This window comes from Paraburkholderia tropica (assembly GCF_014171495.1).
In the GTDB taxonomy this organism is placed as follows: domain Bacteria; phylum Pseudomonadota; class Gammaproteobacteria; order Burkholderiales; family Burkholderiaceae; genus Paraburkholderia; species Paraburkholderia tropica.
Genome location: NZ_CP049134.1, coordinates 2,025,444 through 2,049,519 on the forward strand (window position 1 = coordinate 2,025,444; position 24,076 = coordinate 2,049,519).

At 67.7% G+C, this 24,076-nt stretch carries 19 protein-coding genes; 5 read left to right on the plus strand and 14 right to left on the minus strand.

Features of this window, described 5'->3' with window-relative positions; translation table 11 throughout:
• Positions 1 to 228: 228 nt before the first annotated feature.
• The 3 genes from hutC to G5S35_RS09150 all read right to left on the minus strand — a co-directional run bounded on the left by hutC (position 229) and on the right by G5S35_RS09150 (position 3,550).
• On the minus strand, positions 229 to 924 hold the full coding sequence (gene hutC / locus G5S35_RS09140; RefSeq protein ID WP_074986352.1) for a histidine utilization repressor: 696 nt from the start codon (positions 922 to 924) through the stop codon (positions 229 to 231).
• A 26-nt stretch (positions 925 to 950) separates the two neighbouring features.
• Complete coding sequence (hutH, locus tag G5S35_RS09145) at positions 951 to 2,477, minus strand: histidine ammonia-lyase (RefSeq protein WP_124260897.1); 1,527 nt, start codon at positions 2,475 to 2,477, stop codon at positions 951 to 953.
• 125 nt (positions 2,478 to 2,602) lie between these two features.
• Positions 2,603 to 3,550 (minus strand): LysR family transcriptional regulator, encoded by a 948-nt coding sequence (locus G5S35_RS09150; protein ID WP_183038227.1) that lies wholly within the window; start codon positions 3,548 to 3,550, stop codon positions 2,603 to 2,605.
• A 142-nt stretch (positions 3,551 to 3,692) separates the two neighbouring features.
• Here G5S35_RS09150 and G5S35_RS09155 point away from each other — a divergent pair, with 142 nt between their 5' ends.
• On the plus strand, positions 3,693 to 4,604 hold the full coding sequence (locus tag G5S35_RS09155; protein WP_110329365.1) for an NAD-dependent epimerase/dehydratase family protein: 912 nt from the start codon (positions 3,693 to 3,695) through the stop codon (positions 4,602 to 4,604).
• A 125-nt stretch (positions 4,605 to 4,729) separates the two neighbouring features.
• A complete protein-coding gene (locus G5S35_RS09160; protein WP_027821027.1) occupies positions 4,730 to 4,912 on the plus strand; it encodes a hypothetical protein in 183 nt (60 codons plus the stop codon).
• Positions 4,913 to 5,049: 137 nt separating this feature from the next.
• Here G5S35_RS09160 and G5S35_RS09165 read toward each other — a convergent pair whose 3' ends face one another.
• The 4 genes from G5S35_RS09165 to G5S35_RS09180 form a co-directional block, all read right to left on the minus strand.
• Positions 5,050 to 5,796, minus strand: coding sequence for a DUF899 domain-containing protein (locus G5S35_RS09165; RefSeq protein ID WP_183038228.1), 747 nt, complete (start codon positions 5,794 to 5,796; stop codon positions 5,050 to 5,052).
• 47 nt (positions 5,797 to 5,843) lie between these two features.
• On the minus strand, positions 5,844 to 6,182 hold the full coding sequence (locus G5S35_RS09170) for an SRPBCC family protein (RefSeq protein ID WP_197520345.1): 339 nt from the start codon (positions 6,180 to 6,182) through the stop codon (positions 5,844 to 5,846).
• A complete protein-coding gene (locus tag G5S35_RS09175) occupies positions 6,182 to 6,670 on the minus strand; it encodes an ArsR/SmtB family transcription factor (RefSeq protein WP_080180555.1) in 489 nt (162 codons plus the stop codon). Before G5S35_RS09175 ends, G5S35_RS09170 begins: the two co-directional genes overlap by 1 nt.
• A 188-nt stretch (positions 6,671 to 6,858) precedes the next feature.
• Positions 6,859 to 8,283, minus strand: coding sequence for an NCS2 family permease (locus G5S35_RS09180; RefSeq protein WP_074986359.1), 1,425 nt, complete (start codon positions 8,281 to 8,283; stop codon positions 6,859 to 6,861).
• A 647-nt stretch (positions 8,284 to 8,930) separates the two neighbouring features.
• Between G5S35_RS09180 and G5S35_RS09185 the strand changes: the two genes are divergently transcribed.
• Together G5S35_RS09185 and G5S35_RS09190 are read left to right on the plus strand one after the other, a co-directional pair.
• A complete protein-coding gene (locus G5S35_RS09185; protein WP_110329294.1) occupies positions 8,931 to 9,896 on the plus strand; it encodes a PRC-barrel domain-containing protein in 966 nt (321 codons plus the stop codon).
• Positions 9,893 to 11,152: an MFS transporter gene (locus G5S35_RS09190; protein ID WP_065061165.1), complete on the plus strand. Its 1,260-nt coding sequence runs from the start codon at positions 9,893 to 9,895 to the stop codon at positions 11,150 to 11,152. Before G5S35_RS09185 ends, G5S35_RS09190 begins: the two co-directional genes overlap by 4 nt.
• Positions 11,153 to 11,545: 393 nt before the next feature.
• Here the strand turns inward: G5S35_RS09190 and G5S35_RS09195 are convergent, their stop codons facing one another.
• Positions 11,546 to 11,854 carry a DUF3331 domain-containing protein gene (locus G5S35_RS09195; RefSeq protein WP_161495575.1) on the minus strand — a complete coding sequence of 103 codons (309 nt, stop codon included), beginning with the start codon at positions 11,852 to 11,854 and terminating at the stop codon, positions 11,546 to 11,548.
• A gap of 1,034 nt (positions 11,855 to 12,888) precedes the next feature.
• Positions 12,889 to 13,794 (minus strand): LysR family transcriptional regulator ArgP, encoded by a 906-nt coding sequence (locus G5S35_RS09200; RefSeq protein ID WP_074986365.1) that lies wholly within the window; start codon positions 13,792 to 13,794, stop codon positions 12,889 to 12,891.
• A gap of 157 nt (positions 13,795 to 13,951) precedes the next feature.
• On the opposite strand from G5S35_RS09200, the gene G5S35_RS09205 reads away from it, so the two are divergent.
• The gene (locus tag G5S35_RS09205) at positions 13,952 to 14,569 is read left to right on the plus strand and encodes a LysE/ArgO family amino acid transporter (RefSeq protein WP_074986366.1); all 618 of its coding nucleotides are present in this window, start codon (positions 13,952 to 13,954) and stop codon (positions 14,567 to 14,569) included.
• An 84-nt stretch (positions 14,570 to 14,653) separates the two neighbouring features.
• On the opposite strand, the gene G5S35_RS09210 is transcribed toward G5S35_RS09205, so the two are convergent.
• The 5 genes from G5S35_RS09210 to wecB all read right to left on the minus strand — a co-directional run bounded on the left by G5S35_RS09210 (position 14,654) and on the right by wecB (position 23,973).
• The gene (locus G5S35_RS09210) at positions 14,654 to 15,592 is read right to left on the minus strand and encodes an alpha-amylase family protein (protein ID WP_237181275.1); all 939 of its coding nucleotides are present in this window, start codon (positions 15,590 to 15,592) and stop codon (positions 14,654 to 14,656) included.
• Between the two features lie 13 nt (positions 15,593 to 15,605).
• Positions 15,606 to 18,149 (minus strand): NfrA family protein, encoded by a 2,544-nt coding sequence (locus tag G5S35_RS09215; RefSeq protein ID WP_183038229.1) that lies wholly within the window; start codon positions 18,147 to 18,149, stop codon positions 15,606 to 15,608.
• Positions 18,146 to 20,266 (minus strand): glycosyl transferase family protein, encoded by a 2,121-nt coding sequence (locus G5S35_RS09220; protein WP_183038834.1) that lies wholly within the window; start codon positions 20,264 to 20,266, stop codon positions 18,146 to 18,148. Before G5S35_RS09220 ends, G5S35_RS09215 begins: the two co-directional genes overlap by 4 nt.
• 62 nt (positions 20,267 to 20,328) lie before the next feature.
• Complete coding sequence (locus G5S35_RS09225) at positions 20,329 to 22,776, minus strand: cellulose biosynthesis cyclic di-GMP-binding regulatory protein BcsB (protein WP_183038230.1); 2,448 nt, start codon at positions 22,774 to 22,776, stop codon at positions 20,329 to 20,331.
• 3 nt (positions 22,777 to 22,779) lie between these two features.
• The gene (gene wecB / locus G5S35_RS09230; protein WP_202034980.1) at positions 22,780 to 23,973 is read right to left on the minus strand and encodes a non-hydrolyzing UDP-N-acetylglucosamine 2-epimerase; all 1,194 of its coding nucleotides are present in this window, start codon (positions 23,971 to 23,973) and stop codon (positions 22,780 to 22,782) included.
• Positions 23,974 to 24,076: the final 103 nt, after the last annotated feature.

Consider the following 24,076-nt stretch of genomic DNA (forward strand, 5'->3'; position numbering starts at 1 on the left):
AGCCGCATCGCACGGTGCGATGCAACCCGCCGCAAGACACGTGCCGCGCGGCCGCAACGTTCAAGCGGGGTCGTAACCCGCTAGTGAGCGATGCAGCAGCACGCTCGTGCCATAGGGAGTCATCGCTGCAAAAGGACGGGAGGGATTACTTCGGATTACCAATGAATCCATGTCCGCTGCAACGCAACAGAAAGACGAAGCGCGACTGGAAAAAGCGGCGGAACGTGCCTAGAAATGCCCGGTAAATCGATACCGGCTGCCCGGATGCCAGAGGTTCGCCACCGACGCCACCAGCGCGCGCGACCACGTGCGCCGATGCAGCACGAGACACGGCTCGGACTCGCCCATCGCCAGATGCGCGCGCGTGTCGACTTCGGGCGCAAGCGCCTCGATGCGGTACTCAACACGCTGCAAAGGCGCCACGCGCACGAGATACTGATTCGGCGTGGTCTGCGTGAAATCCTGTCCGGCGTAATCGGGCGCGAGCGCCGGATTGACCCAGCGCTCTTCGAGTTGCACGGGCTTGTCGTTTTCGAAGTGCAGCACGCGCGAGCGAAACACGACGTCGTGCGTGCGCAGGCCCATTTCGAGCGCGAGCGCCTCGTCGGCGGCCATCGGCCCGAGTTCCAGCACTTCGGCGCGATAACGATGACCCCGCGCGACGATCTCATCGGAAATGCTGCGGATGGCCACCAGCGTCGACTCGTACTTCGGCCGCGCGACGAAGGTGCCCGCGCCCTGCACGCGCGTGAGCACCTGTTCGGCAGTCAGCTCGCGCAGCGCGCGGTTCACGGTCATGCGAGCGACCTTGAACTCGCGCGCCAGCTCGTTCTCCGACGGCACCTGGTCGCCCTCGCCCCACTCGCCCGCGTCGATGCGCGCAAGGATGAAGTCCTTGATGCCTTGATACGCGGGCGCGTTCATGCGCGACGCTCGTCGCCCGGCGACGCTCAGTTCGCCTGCGATTCGAACGCGAACGGGCTGTGCGCCGCGATCACGCCGTCCTGCACCAGACGCGTGACGGCCGCGATATCCGGCGCGAAGTAGCGGTCGAGATCGTAGTGCGGAACTTCGGCGCGCACGGTCTGCATCACGCGTTGCAGCGCCGGGCTGGTCTGATGCGGCGCGCGCAGATCGACGCCTTGCGCGGCGGCGAGCAGTTCGATCGAGAGGATGTTGGCCGTGTTGTCGGCGATGTCGGCGAGCTTGCGCGCACCGAAGGTCGCCATCGACACGTGGTCTTCCTGGTTCGCCGAAGTCGGCAGCGAATCGACCGACGCCGGATGTGCGAGCGTCTTGTTTTCCGAGGCCAGCGCCGCCGCCGTCACGTGCGCGATCATGAAGCCCGAGTTCACGCCGCCGTCCTTGACGAGGAAAGGCGGCAGACCCGAGAGCGTCGCGTCGATCAGCAGCGCGATGCGGCGCTCGGCCAGCGCCCCGATTTCGGCGGCCGCCAGCGCGAGATTGTCGGCGGCGAAAGCCACCGGCTCGGCGTGGAAGTTGCCGCCCGAAAGCACTTCGAGCGTTTCCGGAAAGATCAGCGGATTGTCGGAGACGGCGTTCGCCTCGATCAGCAGCACGTGCGCCGCGTGGCGCATCTGGTCGAGACACGCGCCCATCACCTGCGGCTGGCAGCGCAGCGAATACGGGTCCTGCACCTTGCCGCAATCGCGGTGCGAGAGGTTGATCGCCGAGCCTTCGAGCAGGTCGCGATACGACGCGGCCGCTTCGACCTGGCCGCGATGGCCGCGCAGTTCGTGGATGCGCGCGTCGAACGGCTTGACCGAGCCCGCCGCCGCGTCCACGCTCAGCGCGCCCGACACCAGCGCCGTGCGGTACAGGTCTTCGATCGCGAACAGGTTGTAGAGCGCGAGCGCCGTGGACGCCTGCGTGCCGTTGAGCAGCGCGAGGCCTTCCTTGGCCTGGAGCGTGAGCGGCTTGAGGCCGGCGGCGGCCAGACCCGCTTCGGCGCTGGCGCGCTCGCCGCGAATGAACACTTCGCCGATGCCGAGCAGCACCGCCGACATATGCGCGAGCGGCGCGAGGTCGCCCGAGGCGCCGACCGAACCCTTCACGGGAATCAGCGGCAGCACGTCGGCGTTGAACAGCGTGACCAGCGCGTCCATCACTTCGCGGCGGATGCCCGAGTGGCCGCGGCCCATGCTCGACAGCTTCAGCGCCATCAGCAGGCGCACGACCGGACGCGACATCGGCTCGCCCACGCCCACCGCGTGCGAGAGCACGAGGTTGCGTTGCAGCAGTTCGAGCTGATCGGTCGGGATATGCGTGCTCGCGAGCCGGCCGAAACCCGTATTGATGCCGTAAGCGGGCTCGCCCTTGGCGGTGATCTCGGCGACGGCGCGCGCGCCCGCGTCGATGCCGGCGTAGCTCGCCGGATCGAGTTCGAGTTTCACCGTTTCGCGCGCGATCTGGCGCAGTTGGGGCAGGGTCAGATGGCCGGGCGTGAGAAGCATGATCGAATCCTGTCTATACAAGTTGTCGCGCAGTCTAGCCTGGCGCGCCTGTATAGACAACTCTTAGTCGGATCACGCCGCCCTGGGACTATCCATGAGTGCGGCCCCCGCCACGGCGCCGGGCCCCGTCAGGGCAGAAGTTCCAGCCTGCCCCCGATAAACGCGAGAAAGCACTGCACGCGGGCGGCCAGCGCGGCGCTGCGGTAATAGACGGCGTGGATCGGCTGACGCTCGGCGAGCAGCGCGTCGTCGAGGAGCGTGACGAGGCGGCCCGACGCGCGGTCGGCGGCGGTCATGAAGTCCGACAGACAGGCGATGCCCGCGCCGGCGAGCGCAAGTTGCCGGATGGTTTCGCCGCTCGAAGCGGACAGCGTCGGCTGGATCGCGATGCCCGGCTCGGCGGTTTCGTCGAACAAGGGCGCCTGATGCTCGCTGTCCGCGTAGGCGTCGGCGTTGGATTCGCGCAGCGGCCAGCGATTCAGTTGCACGGGCGCCGTGAAACCGATCAGCCGCTGCTCGCGCAAGGCCGCGAGCGAGCGCGGCGTGCCGTGCTCCGCGAGATACGCGGGACTCGCCACCACGCGGCGGCGGCTCACGCCGAGCGAGCGCGCATGCAGCGTGGAATCCTGCAGCGCGCCGATACGGATCGCGATATCCACGCGCTGTTCCAGCAGGTCGACGATGCGTTCGTTGCTCGTCAGTTCGAGCTGAATCTCGGGAAAGCGCGCCGCGAACGCGCTCACGTGCGGAACGATACAGTGCAGCATGAACGGCGTGGCCGCGTCCACGCGCAGCCGCCCCGACGGCTGCTCGCGATGGCGCGTGACGGCCTCTTCGGCATCTTCCATCGCGCCCAGAATCGCGCGGGCGCGTTCGAGGAACAGCTCGCCTTCTTCGGTCAGTTGCAGCCGCCGCGTGGTGCGCAGGATCAATGCCACGCCCAGTTGCTTTTCGAGCCGTGTGAGCGCACGGCTCACGCCCGACACCGTCTGCTGAAGTTTTTCGGCGGCGGCGGTGATCGACCCAGCATCGATCACGGTGACGAATACGAGCAATTCGTCGGTCGACGTTTTCATTATTGATCCGCAGTCAAGATTCATTTGAGACTAACACGGTTTTTGCAAAGCGCGAATGCCGCGATACTCATCGCCAGATCATTCATCACGACCATTCGCCCCCGCTGCCGTTGGCGGCGCCGGGCCAACCAGGAGAGTCCCAATGAAAGTATTCGTGACAGGCGCAGGCGGCTTTATCGGCGGCACGATCGCGGCGCATCTGGCGCGCGCGGGCCACGAGGTGCGCGGGCTGGTGCGCCGCCCCGAACAGTTCGCCGACCTCGAAGCGCTGAACATCGCGCCGGTGCGCGGCGGCCTCGACGACCGCGACCTGCTGATGCACGAAGCGCGCGCCGCCGACGCCGTCATCAACGCCGCCGACAGCGACCATCGCGGCGCGGTCGAAGCGCTGCTCGACGCGCTCGAAGGCTCGGGCAAGCCGCTGCTGCATACGAGCGGATCGAGCATCGTCGGCGACGCATCCGGCGGCGAGCCGACCGACAAGATCTACTACGAAGACGCCCTGCCCGCGCCGACGCCCGACAAGGCGCCGCGCGTGGCCATCGACGATCTCGTGCTCGCGGGCGCGCAGCGCGGCATTCGCAGCGCCGTGCTCTGCAATACGCTGATCTACGGCGTCGGCGCGGTGCCGGGCGCGGCGAGCGTGCAGTTGCCGCGGCTGATTCGTCAGGCGCAGAAAAGCGGCGTCATGCGTCACGTGGGGCGCGGCCTGAACATCTGGTCGAACGTGCACGTGGACGATGTCGCCGAACTCTATCGCCTCGCGATCGAGAAAACCCCTGCGGGCACGTTCTATTTCGTCGACAGCGGCGAAGCCAACTTCGTCTCGATGACCGAAGCGCTCGCTCGGAAGATGGGCCTCGGCGCGCCGCAAGACTGGCCGCTCAAGGACGCGATCGACGAATGGGGTTACGAGATGGCGTCGTACGGGCTCGGCTCGAACAGCCGCGTGCGTGGCGAGCGCGCGCGCACGCTGCTCGGCTGGCAGCCGAAGCGCAACTCGGTCACGGACTGGATTCGCGACGAGATGCCGGTGCCGGCGTCCGGAAAATAACCGGCGCAAAAATAACGTTGTAATGCGCCGTATTGTTGCGTATCCGTAAGGTCGATCCGCTAGAATCGCGCCGGTTTGCACTACCCGCCGGCCCGCCTTCTTCGGATCGGCACCCGGATATGCCGATGCTCCTCGCGCTGAACTTCGACTGGCTGACCAACCTGCTCGCCATTCTGTTCGTCGTCGCTTGTCTCTACGATGCGCGCTACGACGAATACGGCACGCTGACCCTCGCCGCCGCCGCCATGGGTCTGATCGTGATGGCGATTGAAGTCCTGCTGCGCCCCGCGTTCGAGATGTCGCTTTAAGCCGACTCTCGCGTTCGCGACGCCGCATTGCGTCGCTCGCCCCTGGTGCTTTCATTCACGTTTCGCAGCACTTTCCGCGACCCTGCGCAAGCTGACAGACGCATCGTTTCGCGCTGTCTTTAAGCCCCACGCCTTCTTCAGCGCCCGGCCTTGTCGTGCCCGCAGCACGCGTGCGTCTGCGCGCTGTCGCCATAACGATCGTGATGGCGCATCCAGTCGTTCATGTCGTGCGCTTCGTTGCGGCCTTTCGCGGTGAATTCGAGCATCGCGTAGGTCGCGATCGGCAATTCGACGCCGCGCGCGTAGGCCGAATACGTGTGATACACCTGCCCCGCCTCGTCGCGATAGAACGCGCTGATGCCCGGTAATTCGTCGCTCACGTAGTCCTGTTCGCGATAGTTGTAGCGCGCCTTGCCGCGTGCCTTATCGGCGTCGGTGAAGGACACCTCGAAGTCGAAATTGAAGTCGCCGCCATAGGACGACACCCACGGAAACCGCCAGCCCATGCGCTGCCTGAAAGCCTCGATCTTCGCGAGCGGCGCGCGCGAGACGGCCACGTAAGTCACGTCGTGATGCTCCAGATGCGCCAGCATGCCGTCGACGTGATCCGAGAGAAACGAGCAGCCCGGACAGCCCTCTTCCCAGTCCGGTCCGAGCATGAAGTGATACGTCAGCAACTGACTGCGCGGACCGAACAGCTCGGCGAGCGTGCGTGGGCCGTGCGGCGTCTCGAAGGTATAGTTTTTCTCGACTTTCACCCACGGCAGCGCCTGGCGCTTCGCCACCAACGCGTCGCGCGCATGCGTGAATGCGCGCTCGTCTTCGAGCAGCGCCTCGCGCGCCTTCAACCATTCGGCCTCCGAAACAATCTTGTGCGCTTCCATCGTGTCTTCCTCCTTCGGTTGATCGTCGATACCGGCTTGAGTCCGGCCTAGTCGAACAGCTCGCCCAGCCGGTCGAACGCGCTGGACCAGCCTTCGCGATGCGCGTCGCGCGTTGCTTCGTCGAAGAGACGTTCGTGACGCAGCGTCAGCTCGGTCGTTTCGCCTTCGGCGCGCAGCAGCACGCTCACGCGCGATTCGCGCTCGGGCGTGCTGCGCCACGCCCACGTGAACACCAGTTTCTGCTCGGGCACGACCTCCAGATACGTGCCGCTCACATCGTGCTCCTCGCCGTCGGGCGAACGCATGATGACGCGAAAGCGCCCGCCCACACGCACATCCGCTTCGGCATGCAGGCAGGTCGTGTCGAGCGGATGCATCCAGCGCATCAGTTGCGCCGCTTGCGTCCATGCCGCGTAGACCTTGCAGGCGTTCGCGTTGAGACGACGGCGGATGACGAGGACGGCGACACCTCCGGCGGCGTCGGCGCCATCGCTTGTATTGGTGAGAGCGGTTGCAGCGGTGACAGGTTCGGGTCGGCGGGACATGCGTCTTCCTCCACGAAAGCGGCGAGGCGATCGAGCGCCGCGTTCCAGAAGCGCTGATAGTGCGCGAGCCACTGCATCGCGTCCTCCATCGGCCCCGCCGCGAGACGGCACGCGACCGTGCGCCCGGTCTTCTCGCGCGTGACGAGACCCGCCTCGGCGAGCACGTCGAGGTGCTTCATCACGGCGGGCAAGGACATCGCGAAGGGCTGTGCGAGCGCGCTCACCGAGAGCGCGTCCTGCTGGGCGAGCCGCGCGAGCAGCGCGCGCCGCGTGGGGTCCGCGAGCGCGGCGAAGGTGCGGTTCAACGCGTCGTCTTCATACTTAACCATGCGGTTTAGCATAGGACGCGAGACGCGGAAGTCAAGGCGCGATCTTTGCCGGTTCCGGCAATAAAAAATCGCGCCGCAAATGCCGCACGGCCCGCGCCGCCGTCAGGCGAACGCGAGCCGTGAAGCCGCCAGGACGGGCCGCCGTGGGACCGTCCTGCCGATGACCGGGCCAGCGCGACGCGTGCGCGTCAGATGGCCCAGCCGCCCAGGTAGAACGCCACGAGCACCGCGGCGATGATGACCGTGCCGACGTTGAGCTTCCTGAACTCGCCGCTCACCACGCGGCCGATCACCAGCGTGGAGAAGCCGAGCATGATGCCGGTGACGATATTGGCGGTCAGCACGATAAACACGGCGCAAACGAGGCCCGCCATCGAATCGACCATGTCGCTCATGTCGAGGCGCGCGACGCTCGACAGCATCATCAGGCCCACGTACATGAGCGCGGGCGCCGTGGCGTACGAGGGCACGAGGCCCGCGAGCGGCGCGAAGAACATCACCGCGAGGAACAGCACGCCCACCACGGCGGCGGCCATGCCGGTCTTCGCGCCCGCCGCCACGCCCACGGTCGACTCGATATAGGCGGCCGCCGGCGCGCCGCCGAAGAAGCCCGAGAAGATCGAGCTGACCGAGTCGGCCGTCAGCGCGCGGCCGCCGTTGATGATGCGTCCGTTGGCGTCGAGCTGGCCCGCCTGCCCCGCCACGGCGCGGATCGTGCCGGTGGCGTCGAACACGGCCGTCATCACGAGCGCGAGCACGCTCGGCAACACCGTCAGCGAAAGCGCGCCCTTGATATCCATCGCGCCGATCAGCGAGGCATGACCCGGCGCAGACAGCGACGGCCACGCGAACACGCCGTGGAACGCCACGGCCGGATCGAGCGCAAGCCCGAGCGCCGAAATCGCCACGATCACGATCAGGATCGAGCCCGGCACGCGGCGGCGCACGAGGCCGAAAATCGCCGCGAGACCGACCACCGACATGATGACCGGTAGCGAGGTGACATGACCGAGCGAAACCGGCAGACCCGCGCCCGGATTCTTCACGACGAGGCCCACGTCGTTGGCCGCGATCAGCAGCAGGAACAGCCCGATGCCGATGCCCGTGCCATGCGCGATGCCGTGCGGCAGGTTGCGCAGAATCCACGAGCGCACGCCCGTGACGGAAATCGCCGTGAAGACGAGGCCCATCAGAAATACCGCGCCGAGCGCGACTTCCGGCTTGAGCCCTTTGCCGAGCACGAGGCCGAACGCGGTGAACGCCGTCAGCGAAATGGCGCAACCGATCGCGATCGGCAGGCGCGCCCACAGCCCCATCAGCAGCGAGCCGAATGCGGTGGTCAGGCAGACGGCGACGAACACGGCGCTGGTGTCGAATCCCGCCTTGCCGAGCATGCCCGGCACGACGAACACGGAATAGACCATCGCGAGGAACGTGGTGACGCCCGCGATGCCCTCCTGGCGCACCGAGCTGCCGCGCGCGGCGATATCGAAATAGCGGTCGAGCAAGCCCGTCGCGCGGGCGGCGTCGAGGGCGTCGCCGTCACGGGCCACGGACAGATCCGCGGTCAGTTCGGCGGCGTCGGCCAAGGGCCGGACGTGGGGGTCGAGCATGAGTGCCTCCTTTATCAGCATGCTGAAACGGACCGGCGGCTTGCGCGCGGCCCCGTCATCAGGTTCGTCTCGTATGTTGAGTTGTCGTGTCGACGCCAGCCGGGCGCGCCTTGGAAAGCGCTGTCTATGTCGGTGGACAGTTTTTGACATCTTTATGCTGGATCGAAGGTTAGGCGAACCCGTCATGCGCTCCCATCGCGTAAATCGCATTGAGGACATGCCGTGATCCTTATATCGCCGCGAACAAGGCCCGGCGGGCGGGCGGCCCCCGCGTTTACCCCGGCGCTTTTTTCTTCCGCGTTCTGGCCGCGCGCGATGTCGTCCGATGAATGAATCGGATGGGGTCGCCGCGCTCGGGCGTGCGGCTTGCGCTGAGCCGCACGCCTGACAGAACGCGCAGGCAGCCCGAATTGGCACGAACGGCACCCGACGCGCGCCGGCCGGCTCGCGCGAAAAGCGCAGCATCCGGGCCGCCGATGTGCTTTTGTCGTCGAGATGGCGGGTCAATCGGGTTGAAAAGACGCAAAAAGGGCCGTTTTAGGCGGATTGACGCGTTGCGCGGGTTAAACTCTCACGACCCGGTTTGACCCCGCCGCGCGGCGCGCCTGAGCGCAAGCCCGCGCCGGCGCTCCTAGGAGTTTCTGTTGATGAGAGGCGGTTTCGCACGTCCTGTTGTAAATCTTCCGACCCTTTCCGCTCTGCTCGTCGTAGCCGTGCTGTCGGGCTGCAGCCTGTTCCGCTCGCCGCCGCCGCCCGAGCCGGAAGCGCCCGTGGCCGCGAGCGAGCCGGATGTCGCGAGCGAGCCCGAGGCCGCATCGGCGCCCGATGCCGCCAGCGACACCGAAACGCCCGAAGCGAAGCCCGCGCCGCGCAAGCCGCGTCCCGCACCCGTGCGCCGCCGCCGCCCCACGCCGCCGCCGCCCGCGCCCGCCAGCGCGCCCGTCGCGCCGCCGCCGCAGCCGCTCGTGCAGACGAAGGTGATCGAACGCGGCACCTTCCGCACGCTGCTCGACAGCGAAGTGCAGAAAACCGACGGCAAGGTCGTGGGCCGCGCCGTCGACATGGTCGCGGGCCCCGGCGGCAAGCCGCAGGAGGTCGTCGTTAATCTGCAGGGCTTCATGGGGATCGGCGACCGCAAGGCGAGCTTCCCGTGGAGCGCCGTGCGCGTGAATCCGCAGCCGAAGACGCCCGCCATCACGCTCGCGCTCACGCCCGCGCAGTTGCAGCTGACCGACCGGCCCAAGTCGGGCGGCGCGCAGCCCGGCGTCGGCGAGGCCGGCCCGACGCGTCTGCCGCTGATCGACGCGACCGTCGAGCGCGCCAACGGCGCCAAGGTGGGCCGCGTGGTCGACGTGCTGCTTGATGGCGGCGCGGACCCGCTCGCGGTCGTGCTCGACGTGAGCGGCACGCTGGAGAAACGCCACACGATCGCCGCCGACTGGTCGGCGCTGCACTTCGTCACGAAGAACAACGCGCTCGAAGCCCAGATCGAGATGAGCGATCAGCAGGTCGACGCCTCGCCGCCGTATGCGAACGACCAGCCGGTGCGCGCCGTCAGTCCGAATCCGGCCACCGGCGCCGCCCCGGCAGCTTCCGCGCGCGGTGCCCAATGATCGGTAAGACCACGCAATTCACACCCAGTCTGCGCAGCGTGCGTGCGCTCGACTGGCTCAACTTCTTCGTCGCGAACGTGCAGACGGGCTTCGGGCCGTTCATCGCTTCGTATCTGGCTTCGCACAAGTGGACGCAGGGCGAAATCGGCCTTGCGCTGTCGGTCGGCACGATCAGCGCGATGGTGAGCCAGGTGCCGGGCGGCGCGGCCGTCGACGCCCTCAAGAACAAGAAGGCCGCCGCGGCCTGGGCGATCATCGCGATCATCGCCTCGGCCGTGCTGCTGGCGTCGAGCCCGACCGTGATCCCGGTGATGGCCGCCGAAGTGTTCCACGGCTTCGCGAGCTGCATGCTGGTGCCGGCGATGGCCGCGCTCGCGCTCGCGCTGGTGGGCCGTCAGAATCTCGGCGACCGGCTGGGGCGCAACGCGCGCTGGGCGTCCATCGGCAGCGCCGTGGCCGCCGGGCTGATGGGGCTGTGCGGCGAGTACATCTCGCCGCGCGCCGTGTTCTGGCTGACGGCCGCGCTCGCGCTGCCGGCGCTCGTCGCGCTCGCGATGATCGAATACGACAAGCACGCGCACGCACCCAAGCCGCTCAAGGCGAACAAGGCCGATGCCGCGCCCGCCGGCGAAGAGCGCGAGACCATTCTCGATCTGCTGCGTGACAAGCGCATGCTCACGTTCGCGGCCTGCGTGGTGCTGTTCCACCTCTCGAACGCGGCGATGCTGAACCTCGCGGCGGGCGAAGTGACGGCCGGCATGGGCGACAACGTGCAGCTCGTGATTGCGGCGTGCATCATCGTGCCGCAGGCGATCGTCGCGATGATGTCGCCGTGGGTCGGGCGCACCTCGCAACTCTGGGGACGCCGCCCGGTGCTGATTCTCGGTTTCAGCGCCCTGCCCGTGCGCGCGCTGCTGTTCGCAGCCGTGGGCAACCCGTACTTCCTCGTGCCGGTGCAGATGCTCGACGGCCTGTCGGCGGCCGTGTTCGGCGTGATGCTGCCGCTGATCGCCGCCGACGTCGCGGGCGGCAAGGGCCGTTACAACCTCTGTATCGGGCTGTTCGGGCTCTCGGCGGGGATCGGCGCGACGCTCTCGACGGCGCTCGCGGGCTTTATCGCCGATCACTTCGGCAATACCGTGAGCTTCCTCGGCCTCGCGGCCGCGGGCGCGCTGGCCGTGCTGCTGGTGTGGCTCGTGATGCCCGAAACGCGCGAAACGCTCGACGAAGAGCCTGCGCGCGACGCGCCCGCATAAGGCGCGTCCGCAATCGTCAGACGTAAGGCGCGTGAAGCACGGCTGGCCGCGCTCCACGTGACAAACAAGCCCCCGTCGCAGCAATGCGGCGGGGGCTTGTCACATGCGCGCTGCTTTTACGTCGATATCGATGCGTTAGCGTCTCGCGGATTCCCGACGCGAGCGCAGAAGGGATGAACGAAAGGCACAAACGAGACGAGACAGGCCGGACGAACCGGCCTGTCTCTTGAGGAAAACCATGTAGCACGCATGATGCGGGTGCGACTCAACGGCGGCCATGAGCGCCGATTGCCGCTTATCGACAACTTATCGGCCGCTCATCGCCCACCTATCAGCCGGGAATCGACCGCGCGACGCCGCCTGCCCCGCCCCGAGCCGCGGCCCGGCCACCGCTCACGCGGCGAGCGCCTCGTCGAGACGCGCGGCCACGACGCCGTTCGGGAACGCATCGAGCTTGCTCGCGAGGATCATCGCGTCGGCATTGGCCGGACGATGACGGCGATTCGGGCTCGGACGGAACACCGCGTCGCCGCGACGAATCTTCTCGCCGGTCAACGCGCACACCGCACTGCGCCGCGCGGTGCAAACCCGCCACAACTGGTCGGAGTAACGCCCATACGTTGCGTCGCTCCAGCATACGGTGATGCTGTCCGGATCATGACGCCGGATCAAGGTGATGCCCTGCGCATCCCACGACCGCACCGTGGCGCGACGCCGATTGGCCGCTTCCGATGCGCTGCGTGTGATGGGTACCGGTTTGCAGTTTCTGAAGCCCATTGGCTCGACGTCCGGACTTACGGGTTCCGAAGCGGCCGTCAGAAGATCAATGGTTTGTTGCCATGCGCTGCCGGTATCTAATTTCGTCATAATGCACCTCGTGCACGTGGAAACGATTCAAATATGCCGGTCGAATAAGCACTCTGCCACGTCCGGATTATAGCGTGCGATTTCCGCTCTCCACAGGAAAAACTGAATTTTCACACGATAGTTCTCAATTATGAAATTCGAGACGTCGAATTTTCAAGTCAGACTATCTGCGGGCAATGGTGGTTTCTTTACATTCGGAACTTTTTTCGTGGATTTGTTGATTTTTAACATTGCCAACAGGAAAAAGTAACCGCACCATGCGCGCAAAGTGGAACGGTCCCGCCAATTAGCAAGACTATTAAGACATTCAACGGTTTCTTCGCGCACCTGCCGCAACGCCTTATCCGGCGGCCCTGAGCGGGCAGCGCATTGGATCCGCACTAGCAGACGCCGCATGTGCGCAGATGCTTGAGATCGTTGTTCGATCAATGAAACGCATGGATGTCTTAAGCCTTATGCGCAGTGGGATTACGCAAGCAGAAGTCGCCCGTGAGGCGCAGGAATTTGTCGCACGCCACGCCCCAAACCTTACAGATCTGAATTGCGAGACACGCCTCTATTTCAGGCATTATTAATCAAATATCAATTTGGCTTTAGCCGTTTTGTCATGCGGAAATGCACGGCCATTGCAGCGGCATTGCAACGGGATTGCGCCGCGATTCCACGGCGATTGCACCAATTGCGCGCGCCGTCCGTCATCCAATAGACACAGCGATTCCCCGCACGGATAACAACAATTCAAATGGCGGCTAATAGCGGATGAAAGGCGGATAGTGCGAACGACCTCCGCCGCCGCGCTCGCGACATGCGGGCGGCGCGGGTTCGGGCGGTCGGGAAAGGGGAATCGAAAAAGGGAATCGGAAACGAACTTAACCGCGACCCTGATCGAGCCAGCTCGCCGACTGGCGGCGCAACATCGCGCCGAAATCGTCGAGCCAGCCAATCGAGAGACGCCAGCTCTGCCAGTAGAGTTCGACGTCGAGCCCGCGCCCCGGTGTGAGCTCAACGAGTTCGCCGCGTTCGAGATGCGGCGCGATCATGCGTTCGGGGCACATGCCCCAGCCGAGCCCGCTCACGCAGCAGCGCAGAAAACCCGCGACGTGCGGAATCCAGTGCAGCGGCGCGTCCACCTGCGCGCGCGTGATGCGGCGCACGAAGCGCTTTTGCAACTGGTCTTTGGGATTGAATTCGACGCACGGCGCGCGGCGCAGCGACTCGCGGCCCACGCCGTCGGCGAAATAGCGCGCGAAGAATTCGGGCGAGCACACCGCGAGATAGCGCATGCGCCCGAGACGCGTCGAGCGGCAGCCCTGCACCGGCTCGGCCTGGGTGGTGACGGCGCCCTGCACGCTGCCGTCGCGCATACGCTGCGCCGTGTGGTCCTGATCGTCGATCACGAGATCGAGCAGAATGCCGCGCTCCACGCAGAAGGCCGCGACGGCGTCGATGAACCACGTGCCCACGCTGTCGTCGTTGACGGCCACGCGCAAGGTGGGCCGCGCCGCGTCGATCGCGCCCACGACCGTGGGCATGCCGCCGCCCAGTTCCGCTTCGAGCAACTGCACGCGCTCGGTGTGGCGGCACAGCAGCGCGCCCGCGGCCGTCGCCACGCAGGGCTGACCGCGCTTCACCAGCACTGCCCCCACGCGTTCTTCCAGCAGCTTCACGCGCTGCGAGACCGCCGAAGGCGTGACGTTCAGCGCGCCGGCGGCGCGGTCGAACGAACCATGCCGCACCACGGCGGCGAGCGCATCGAGCAGCGCGTAGTCGAGCATTAGCGTTCCTTAATCGGGATTAACAAAAACAGCTTTGCTTAAGACGATTCCGGCCGCAGACTAACGCCATTCTCCGCTTCTGTCCACGCCGCGACGCCCGGAACGCGCAATTCATCGCTCCGCGCCGATCGTCCCGGCCGCTTCGTTTCCGACCATCATGAACTGGCTCGCTTTTTCTCACGGCGCGGCGCTGTGCGCTTCGCTCATCGTCACCATTGGCGCGCAAAACGCGTTCGTGCTGCGCCAGGGCATCTTGCGCTCGCACGTCGGCAAGATCGTGGTGCTGTGCGCGCTGTCCGATTTCATCCTGATCGGCGCAGGCGTGGGCGGCGCGTCCGCGCTCGTCGAACGCTATCCGACCTTTGTGCATCTCGTGCTCTATGCGGGGCTCGCGTGGCTCGTCTGGTTCGGCATCGGCGCGCTGCGCCGCGCGGTCAAGCCCACGCATGCCGTGCTCGACGCCGCGACGCAGGCCAACGCGCCCGAGCAGCGCGCGCTGCCCATCATGCTGATGACGCTCGCCTTCACGTGGCTCAATCCGCATGTTTACCTCGACACGTTTTTGCTGATCGGCACAGCGGGCGCGCGCGAGCCGCAAGGCGCGCGGCTCGCTTTCGCGATCGGCGCGATGTGCGTGAGCGCGGTGTGGTTCGTCGGACTCGGTTATGGCGCGCGGGCGATGGCGCCGTTATTCCGCCGCGCGAGTGCGTGGCGCGTGCTCGATGGCGCGATCGGCTCGATGGTGCTGCTGATCGCGTTCGCCCAGTTGCGTTGATCGCGCGTTGATCGCGCGTTGCTCGCGCGTTGCTCGCTGCCTCAAGCGTTCGTGTTGAACGCTGCCCGGCGTCAAACGCGGCATTTACCGCGCCTTACCCTCGCCATGCCGTATCGCGAGCAATCCTTCGACGAGTTCCGGCGACAGATAATGCGGCCCGTCGAACACATACACGCGATAGCCGCGATACGCCTCCAGTTGCGGCGCCAGCTCGGCCGCGGTGGCCGCGCGGAATCCCCCACCCTGCTTCGGCCTGAACGCCTCCGCGATGACGCGCACGCGCTTCTTGCCCAGATGCGCCGCGAGCGCATCGGCATATTCGCGCGCCGCCGCCGGACCACGCGCATAGACGCCGCAGCCGTCCTGCAGCAGCACGCCCACGTCGCGCGGCAACCAGCCGTCGAGCCACTTCGCGAACGCCTCGCCGCCGATATTGCTGGTGTCGTACACGCTGATCCAGAGCGGCTTCGGCAAGCGTTCGAGCAGCGGACCCATGCGTGCGGCGTCGGCCCAGGTGGGATCGGCTTCCACGGGAAAATACCAGCCGGTGATATGCACGGGCGGGCGCACCTTCGCGAGCCGCAGCGATCGCTCGACGAGTTCTTCCATGTTCGCGCGCGCTTTCTTTTCGTCCGCGAAACCCGCGAGGCCGACGATCACGCCGCGCGCCCACGGCTCGTTCGAGATGCGCACCCAGTCGGGCACACGCGGCGCGGGCAACCCCGCGCCCGCCATGTACGCGACGTCGTCGACGGCGATCCACTGCACCAGCAGTTCGTTGACGCCGAGCTTGTCCCAGTTGCCGCGCAGATCGAGATGATCGTTGTCGGGCTGCCAGACCACGCCTTGCGCGAGCGCGTCGGCGTGCGCAGGCACCTGCAGCGTGCAGCCCGCCGCCGCGAGCGCGCACAGCGCCGCCACGGCGGCGCGCGTGCAGCGCTGCGTGAGACACGCAAGACACGCCACGTGCGTGCGCGCAACCGCACCTGAATACGCGCGGGGCTGTGCGATGCACCTCGCCATATCGGCCTCTCCCTCAGTAAGACAGCACGGCGCCGAAGAACACGCCGCCCGCGCGGTCGTCGCCCGTGAGCCGCCAGCGGTATTGCACGGACACGTCGACATACGAGCGCGGCGAATCGTAGAAGGTATCGCGGAACCAGTAGCGCGTCGACACGCCCACGCCCATGCCCACCGGCACGCTGTGATTGATGCTCGAATCGTAGTCCATGCCGATCACGCCATACGGGAATACGGTCAGTTTCGGGCTGATGCGATCGAGCCGCCACGTGCGCCCCGCTTCGAGATAACCGGTCGCGTAGTTCCAGCCGTTGCTCACGTAATGGCCCACTTCGGCGTAATCCTGCACGGTCCACCAGGACGGCACGTCGAGGCGTCGCTCGGTGCCGAAGCCGCCCGAATACGCGAGCCGCACGAGCCAGTCCGAGGGCGCATGCGAGCCAATCGGAATCAGGCGCTCGAAGGCGATCACCGCGTTGATCGATTCGAACGGCTTCGCGCGCATGCCGATTGCGCCGAGCGCCGTCGAGACGCCGCTCGGTGCGCCGCCCTTCGCGCCGAAGTCCTGGTAAGCGCGCGCATAGACTTCGAAGTTGCGGTCGCCGAGCGAGCCGAACGGACGCCAGTAGCCTTCGACGCCCATCTGCCAGTTGTTGTACGCGCCGGGCACCGAGCCGGTCGTCACGCCGGGCTGCAAACCCGCGCCGCGATAGTTGATCGAGGCGATGAAACCCCAGTCGCGCGTGACGTCGGCGTGCACGTTGCGCAGGTCCTGCAATTGCAGCAGCGTGGCGGGCGCGACGCCGTCCGGCGGCGCGGTGCCGTAGTCGATGGCGCGTTCCAGATAGCGCGCGGCCGCCGCGTCGAACCACGCGCGATAGGCGCTGTAGCCCGCGTCGCCCGCGGCTTGCGGCGGCAATTGGCCCGCTTCGTCGGCTTGCACGAAATACTCGAAGGCGCGCCGGTCCGCGCCCGCGCGCTGCGCGAGATATGCGGCGGACAAAGGCGGCATCGCGTCGAGCAGACCGGCGTCGAGCGCGGCGCGCGCTTCGCGCCGTGCGCCGTCCGGATCGCCCGCCGCGACCAGCGCGTCGATCAGTTCGACGCGATGTTGCGGATTGCGCGGCGCGGCATCAACCGCCGCGCGCGCGTAGTGCACCGCCGCCTCCTTGTCGCCGCGCTGCGCCGCCAGAATCGACGCGCGCCGTGCTGCGAAGCCCGCATCGGCGGCATAGACATCGCACGCCGCGCCGCTCGCATCGACCGCACAATCGAGCACCGGACGCGCCTCGCTCGCCACCTGCTGCGCGCTTTCGGGCGTCGATCGCGCCAACGCCTCGCGCGCTGTGTAGCGCCGCGCCGCGATCCACGCGTCGGTGTCGTCGCCTTGCGTGCCGAGCGGCTTCAGCAGGTCGAGCGCGCGCTGCGGCTCGCCTTGCGCGGTCCACACATCCGCGACGATCACGCGCGCCACGCGCCGCTCACGCGCGCTGCCGTCGTCGGCTTGCAGCGCCTGCGTGAAATCGGCATCGGCCTGCGCCGCTTGTCCCTGCGCCGCGCGCGCGTAACCGCGCATGACGTGGAGCATCATCGTCGGCGTGATGTTGGCGCTCAAGGCGTCGCTGGCTGCTGCGTCGAGTGCGGGCATATCGCCTTCATCGATCAGGATGCCGAACAATTGCAACCGGTAGCCGATCCGGTCCGGCGCATAGGCGATGGCGGCGCGCGCCTGGGTCGCGGCATCGGCGAGATCGCCCCGTTGCTGCGCGTCCTGCGCGGCCGCCGCAAACTTCGGTGCGAGACGCGCGCCGATCTGCGAACGCCGCGCGCGCAACTCGGCGTTGTTGCCGAAGCGCGGTGCGGCGTCCTGCGCCAGTTGCCACGCCGCCGCGTCCTCACCTTGCGCCATGGCCGCGTCGATGGCGAGCAAACGCAGACGCAGCACGTCGGGCCGCAACGCGATCGCGGCGTTCGCCTCGCGCAACGCGCGCGCGTAGTCCTTCGCGTCGTAAGCGCGATAGGCATCCTGCGCGAGCACGAAGGCGCGGCCCGTGAGATTGTCGGGCGAACCCTGGCCCGGCTGAGCAGCCTGCGCAGGCCGCCCCGCGCGCGACGCCTGCGTGGTGCGCGACGCCGACGGACGCGCCGTGGCCGCCGCGATCTGCGTATCGAACGCTTTGCGCCGCGCGACCAGCGACGGCTCCGGACCGAGCTGCGCGATCGCCTCCGAAAGCGTGCGGCTGCCCGCGCGCAGATTGCCCTGCGCGGCCTCGGCATTGGCGAGCAGCAGACGCAGCGACGCCACATCGGGCCGCTGCCGTATCGCCTCGCGCGCGTAGCGCTGCGCGGCGGCGTAATCGTGGCGCGCGAATGCGTCGTAGCCTTGCTGCGCGACGCGATACGCCGCGCCCGAGAGCGGCAGCGCGTGAGCCGCGGCCGGCGCGGCTTGCGCCCGCACCGGCACGTTCGCGCCGAGACTCAGGCACAGCGCGGCCAGCGCAATCGCGCGCAAAGCCGGCTGAGTCGGCTGAGTTGGAAAAGCGTTCGGCATCCGGTTCATGGCGCCGCCTGCGCCTCGGCGCGAAGGCGTTCCTGCTCGGCGATGGCCTGCGCCAGCGCGTCGCGCGAAATCACGCCCTGCTCCACCATGTAGTCGCCGATCCGCCCATGCTCCGCCGGACGATAGCGCTGCAGCGCGTCCTCGAATTGCGCGCGCCGCACGGCGCCCCGCTCGATCAGCAGATCGCCGAGCAGCGGCACCGCGAGCGGCGTCTTCGCCTTCGGCGGCGAAGCGCCTTGCGCCGCGTCGCCGTCGCCCTCGGGCGTCACGGGCACGCCGCGCAACAGCCGCAAACCATCGGCGATCTCGCCTTCGCGCACGATGCGCTGCACGACCGGCATCGCCGTCTTCGCGCGCAGCGTGGCCAGCGCCTCGCTCGTCAGCGGACTCGCGCACAGCAGCACGCAATGGCCCGCGCCATCGTCGCCTTGCGGCAGCACGCGATAGCGCACCGCCAGTTCGATCGGCACATCCTGCGCGTGACGCATGAGCTTCGCGCGGTCGAGCCGCGCGCGCGGCAGGTCGGCCTGAAACGCAATCGCCTCCGCGAGCGTTTCCTCGTCGAGCCAGCCATGCGCCATCAGCACGCGGCCCAGCGGCGCTTCCTGCGCGTGCTCCTGCGCGAGCGCCTTGTCGAGTTCCTCGGGCGCGATGGCCTGCCACGACACCAGCAGTTCGCCGAGGCGCTGACGCCGGTCCTTGAACCCGTCCGACGAAGGAAAGTCGTGCATGGTCTTGTCCCACACGAGGCGCTTGCCCGTCGCCAGATAGTTCAGATACATCTTCCACGCGCGCGAGACCGCCATGAAGTTCACGAAATTGCCGATCACCATGCGCGGCACCGACAGCAGCCCATGCTCCCAGCCATACAGCCGCGAGACGAAGTACACGCGCTGCACCACGCGCAGCAGCAGCGCGATGCCGTTGGCCCACAGCACGAAGGTGAGAAACCGCGAATTCGAAAACGGCGAGGCGATCAGATCGGGCCGCAAGCCGAGCAGATCCGCGTAAGTGAACAACAGGAACTGCACCAGCAGCGCATAGGCGACGATGCCGACGAACGCCGTGAGAATGCCTTTGCGATCGCGCGCGAGCAGATAGCGGTTCGCGAACGAGCCGACCCAGCCGGTCTGCTCCCACCCTTGCAGGCCGATGCCGAGCGTCCAGCGCGCGCGCTGACGATACGCAGTGCGGAACGTATCGGGGAAATACTCGCGCACGCACAGCGGCATGGTGAGCGTGAATTCGCGCATCGGCCCGAGACCGAACCACGACTTGCGGCGCGTGGCGAACTGCACGGGAAAGCGCGCGAAAATCGACTGCATGCCCATGCGCCCGAGCCGCTCGCCCACGTCGTAATCCTCGGTGAGCGTTTCGGTATTGAAGGGCTGATTGTTGGTTTGCGCCGCGAGTCCCGCGAGCGCGCGCCGCGAGAAACAGGTGCCCACGCCCGCCGACGGCACCGCGCCCGCGAGACTCTCGCGCACCACGAGATCCTTCGCGTGCCACTCGGCGAACTCGTCCATATAGGTGCCCGCGACCAGCTCGTACCACTCGCGTTCGAGCGAGGCGACCGGCAACTGGATCATGTCCTTGCGCGGCAGCAGATAGTTGAAAAAGCGCAGTTCGAGCGGATGCAGCACGTCCTCGCTGTCGTGCAGGATCACGCCCGCGAACTCGATGCCCGCCTCGCCTTCCATCCGAAAGATCGCCTGCACGATCCAGTTCAGGCAATCGGCCTTGCAGGTCGGTCCGTCGTGCGGCACCTCCACGCGATGCAGTTGCTTGTAGCGCCGCCGCATGCGCTCGACTTCGCCGATGGTCGCCGCATCGTTCTGATAGGTGCCGACGAAGATCACATAGTTGCGGTAATCGAGCACCTTCACGGCGTTCTCGACCATCGCCGCGATCACGTCCTCTTCGCGCCACGCGGGCACCATGATCGCGAGCCACTGCTGTTCGCGGTCGTAAAGCTGCTCGGCGCGCAGCGGCTGAAAGCGCCGCTCGACCGTGAAATGACGGATCGTGCGGCGTAGCCAGTACCACGCGTCGATGAACAGATCATCCAGGCTCGAAAGCAGGATGATGACCGCCACGGCCGCCGCCAGGTACTCCATGCCCTGGTAATAGCGGCCGGCGACGTAGTTCAGCCACCAGTCGGTCGAGGCCCAGTTCACGCTCAGCCCTGCGGATTCGCACCGCCGCCGGATGCGCCCGGCCCGCCGTCGTCGGGACCGCTGCCGGTGTGGGCGCTCGCACTCTCGGCCTGCGCCGCTGCCGCCGCCGTGCGCTTGCGGGCGCGGCTGCGCGCCCAGGCCGCGCCGACCAGCAGCAACACCAGCAGCACGACCGCGATCGTCGGCACGCCCCAGCCCGCCCAGTGACGCGCGAGCCACACGCGCTGATCGTCGGTCGGCGGCACACCGCCTGCATATTGCGTGTCGAACTGCTTGATCACGCCCGAGCCGTCGACGATCGCCACGTCGCCCTGCAGCAGTTGCAGGCTCGCGGGCAGCACCGGCGGCGCGCCCACGCTCCGGTAGAGCACGCCCGGCGTGCTGCCCGCGCGCGTCACCTCGATCACGCCCACGCGGTCCAGTCCCGCGAGATCGACGAGCGTCGAGCCGCCGCGTCCCTTGAGCGTGATGCGGCCGTCGGCGAAGCTCGCGTGGTTCGCATCCTGATCGAGCGCGACGTCGGCGGCGAGGAACGGTCCCGCAGGCTGCGCGGCCTGACCGTCGGCCACCACCTGCAAGGTCGCGCGCGCCGGCGAGACGCCGGTTGCGTTCGCAAGACGCGCGAGGCGCGGCAGGCTCGCGAGCGGATCGGCCAGATACGCCTGCGGCACGACGATGTTCGACGACTGCGAGAACCGCGCGACCATGCCCGTGAAATCGTCGCCGAGCGGCCCCTTGCCCAGCACCAGATAACTGCTCGGGAGCACCGCCGCCGGATAGCCCTGCTCGCGCGGCCGGCAGCCGCCCGCCGGTTGACGCTGGAACAGCACGCGCAGCGTGTTGGTGGTGCCGAGCGCGTAGACCGGAATATCGGCGCTCACGCGTTGCGCGCGGCCATCGGTATCGAGCAGATGCGAGCCGATCAGCACGCCGTTGAAGAAGATCGACGCGGTCTGCCCGTTGCGATCGGCGGCGGGCGCGGCGGCGAGATCGAGCACCACGCGGCGCGGAATCTTGCCGTTGCCGCTCACGGCGGCGAGATCGAAATGCGCTTCCCACGCGGCGCTCGTCAGCACGCTCAAGGTCGCGGGCGCGCCGCCGATCAGCGAGAGCGCCAGACGGTCGCTCGCCCCGCCCGCGCTCAGATTCGGCGACGGCGCGAGTTCGTGCACGACGAGCCGGTTCGACACGCCCATGCCGCTCCATACGCGCGACAGCGCGCTCACGCCGAGGTCGTCGCCGACCACCACGGCGGGCAGGCCACCGAGATGCGCGAGCGCGAGTTCGCCTTTGGGCGGCGTCGCCGATCCGCCCGAGAGCAGCGCGCCGCCCGCGCGCTTGCGCCAGGCGTCGAACGCGCCCGCCGCATCGGCGGACACGCTCTGCACCTGCGCGCGCAACGCGTCGAACGCTTCGCCCGTGCGTGCGCGCAAAGCCGCATCGGCGATCACGACGTTCGGCGCGAACACGCCGGCGGGCGCCAGCGCGATCAGCGCGCCGAGTTCGGCGGGATTCGCGAGCTTGTGATCGCCGCCCGCCGCGAGCGCCGCGAACGCGGGCACGGCCTGCAACGCGGCAGGCACCTGCACGCTGCCCAGATGCACGGTGTCGCCGACCGCCGGCACGATCTGCGTAACGGGCGTCGCGCCGCCGCGCACCAGCAGCGCTTCGAGCCGCCACGCGGCGTCGTACGCGGCGGGATCGAGCTTGCCCGCGCCGATCGCCACCACGGGTTTCGCCGGCAGCGCGCTCCAGGCGGTGTGGACGTCCTCGATCGCGGAGGTGTCGAACTGATAGGTGAGACGCGTCGTCGGCGCGACGCGCCAGAGATTGGCGATCGCGGTCTGGTCCGTGCAGAACGTGTCGTTGAGCACCAACGACCATTGCAGCCCCACGCGCACGAAGCCCGACGCGCGCGGCGCGCCGTCGACGCCGATGCTCAGCGAGCCATCGCCCTGCGCGTCGCCCGGCGTGCGTGCCTGCACCGGCGAGCCGTCGAGCGACAGCACGAAGGTCGTGCGGCCACCGTTGCCGCGCAGATAGTTCGCGTCGAGTTGCAGCGTGGCGTTCTCGATCGGCAGATTCGCGGGCACCGGCAGATAGAGTTCCTGCGCCGCGTCGGGCGCGCGCAGCACGACGGGTTCACGCACGCCGAGATCCGCGAGCGACACCGTGCGCGATTCGACGCGCCCCGCCCCGAGTTGCGCGAACGCCGCGGCGAGATCGCCGGGCGCGGCCAGCGCCGGCGCGCACCACGCGACGCTCATCGCGCCCAGCGCGTGCAGCAGTGCGCCGTTCAGCCAGACCGGCACGCGCTTCGGGCCGCGCGCGCTCGTCGTCCCCACCGGATGCGAAGTCGAATTCGATATCACGTCATGGACCTCATGTTGGTCGGCGCGGCGCGAACCCCGCACGATGCGATCGGCGCGCTTCGGATGTGCGCGAGGCATGCGCTAGGCATCCGCCCGCGCGGCGAGCACCGGATGCAGATAACCCGGCAACGCGCGGCTCGCGAAAGGCGTGAACGGCTTGCCCACCAGCGCCGCGACGATGCGCTCCGACGCATGACCGTCGCCATAGGGATTCACGCGGCGCGCGAACGCACGACGCTCCTCTTCGTCGTCGACGAGTTCGAGCACGGCGCGCTCGATCGCCACGCGGTCGGTGCCGATGAGCTTCACCGTGCCCGCCGCGAGCGCCTCGGGCCGCTCGGTCACGTCGCGCATCACGAGCACCGGCTTGCCGAGCGCGGGCGCTTCTTCCTGCACGCCGCCCGAATCGGTCAGCACGATCGCCGCGCGCTGCATGAGCCGCACGAACTCGGGATAGTCGAGCGGATCGGTGAGCGTCACATTGGGCGCGTTGCCGAGCGTGGCGAGCACGGGGCCGCGCACGTTCGGATTCAGGTGCACGGGATAGACGATCTGCATCTTGCCGGTCTGCGCCAGCGCCGCGAGCGCCACGCAAATGTGCTCGAAGCCCGCGCCGAAACTTTCGCGCCGATGCCCCGTGACGAGCAGCAGCGGACGGCCCTCGCCTTCGGGTTCGAGAAACGGAAACTGCGCATCGATGCGTTCGCGCATCGCGGTGTCGCTGTCGAGGCGCTCGCACATTAAACGCAAGGCGTCGATCACCGTGTTGCCCGTGACGACCACGCGGCCCGTGAGCGCCTCCGCGTCGAGATTCGCCTGTGAGCTTGCGGTGGGCGCGAACAGCAGATCGCTGACCACGTCCACCACGCGCCGGTTCATTTCCTCGGGCCACGGCTCGAAGAGATTGCCGGTGCGCAGGCCCGCTTCCACGTGGCCGACCGGAATGCGCCGATGAAACGCCGCGAGCGCGCCCGCCATGCTGGTGGTGGTGTCGCCGTGTACGAGCACGCGCTCGGGTTGCTCGGCGGCGAGCACATCGTCGAGACCGGTAAACAGTCGTGCGGCGAGTCCGTTCAGCGTCTGGTTGGTGGTCATGGCGGCGAGGTTGTGCGCGGGCACGATGCCGAACAGGTCGAGCACCTGCTGCAACATGCTCTGATGCTGCCCGGTCACGCAGACGACCGACTGCACGCCGGGCTCCGCTTCAAGACGCTTCACGAGCGGCGCCATCTTGATGGCTTCGGGCCGCGTTCCGAATATCGACAGGATGCGCACGGGCAAGCTTCCGGTTAAGGCTGGCTCCGGCGCCGCGTGCTGCCGCCTTCATGACGACCGCGCTTGCGACGCCCCCTGTTTCGACTGCCTTCTGATGATGAAA

Coding starts and splice junctions, on each gene's coding strand:
- hutC (WP_074986352.1), bottom strand. CDS start 924: ATGAACGCGCCCGCGTATCAAGGCATCAAGGACTTCATCCTTGCGCGC.
- G5S35_RS09150 (WP_183038227.1), bottom strand. CDS start 3,550: ATGAAAACGTCGACCGACGAATTGCTCGTATTCGTCACCGTGATCGAT.
- G5S35_RS09155 (WP_110329365.1), top strand. CDS start 3,693: ATGAAAGTATTCGTGACAGGCGCAGGCGGCTTTATCGGCGGCACGATC.
- G5S35_RS09160 (WP_027821027.1), top strand. CDS start 4,730: ATGCTCCTCGCGCTGAACTTCGACTGGCTGACCAACCTGCTCGCCATT.
- G5S35_RS09165 (WP_183038228.1), bottom strand. CDS start 5,796: ATGGAAGCGCACAAGATTGTTTCGGAGGCCGAATGGTTGAAGGCGCGC.
- G5S35_RS09170 (WP_197520345.1), bottom strand. CDS start 6,182: ATGCGCTGGATGCATCCGCTCGACACGACCTGCCTGCATGCCGAAGCG.
- G5S35_RS09175 (WP_080180555.1), bottom strand. CDS start 6,670: ATGGTTAAGTATGAAGACGACGCGTTGAACCGCACCTTCGCCGCGCTC.
- G5S35_RS09180 (WP_074986359.1), bottom strand. CDS start 8,283: ATGCTCGACCCCCACGTCCGGCCCTTGGCCGACGCCGCCGAACTGACC.
- G5S35_RS09185 (WP_110329294.1), top strand. CDS start 8,931: ATGAGAGGCGGTTTCGCACGTCCTGTTGTAAATCTTCCGACCCTTTCC.
- G5S35_RS09190 (WP_065061165.1), top strand. CDS start 9,893: ATGATCGGTAAGACCACGCAATTCACACCCAGTCTGCGCAGCGTGCGT.
- G5S35_RS09200 (WP_074986365.1), bottom strand. CDS start 13,794: ATGCTCGACTACGCGCTGCTCGATGCGCTCGCCGCCGTGGTGCGGCAT.
- G5S35_RS09205 (WP_074986366.1), top strand. CDS start 13,952: ATGAACTGGCTCGCTTTTTCTCACGGCGCGGCGCTGTGCGCTTCGCTC.
- G5S35_RS09210 (WP_237181275.1), bottom strand. CDS start 15,592: ATGGCGAGGTGCATCGCACAGCCCCGCGCGTATTCAGGTGCGGTTGCG.
- G5S35_RS09215 (WP_183038229.1), bottom strand. CDS start 18,149: ATGAACCGGATGCCGAACGCTTTTCCAACTCAGCCGACTCAGCCGGCT.
- G5S35_RS09220 (WP_183038834.1), bottom strand. CDS start 20,266: ATGGAGTACCTGGCGGCGGCCGTGGCGGTCATCATCCTGCTTTCGAGC.
- G5S35_RS09225 (WP_183038230.1), bottom strand. CDS start 22,776: ATGCCTCGCGCACATCCGAAGCGCGCCGATCGCATCGTGCGGGGTTCG.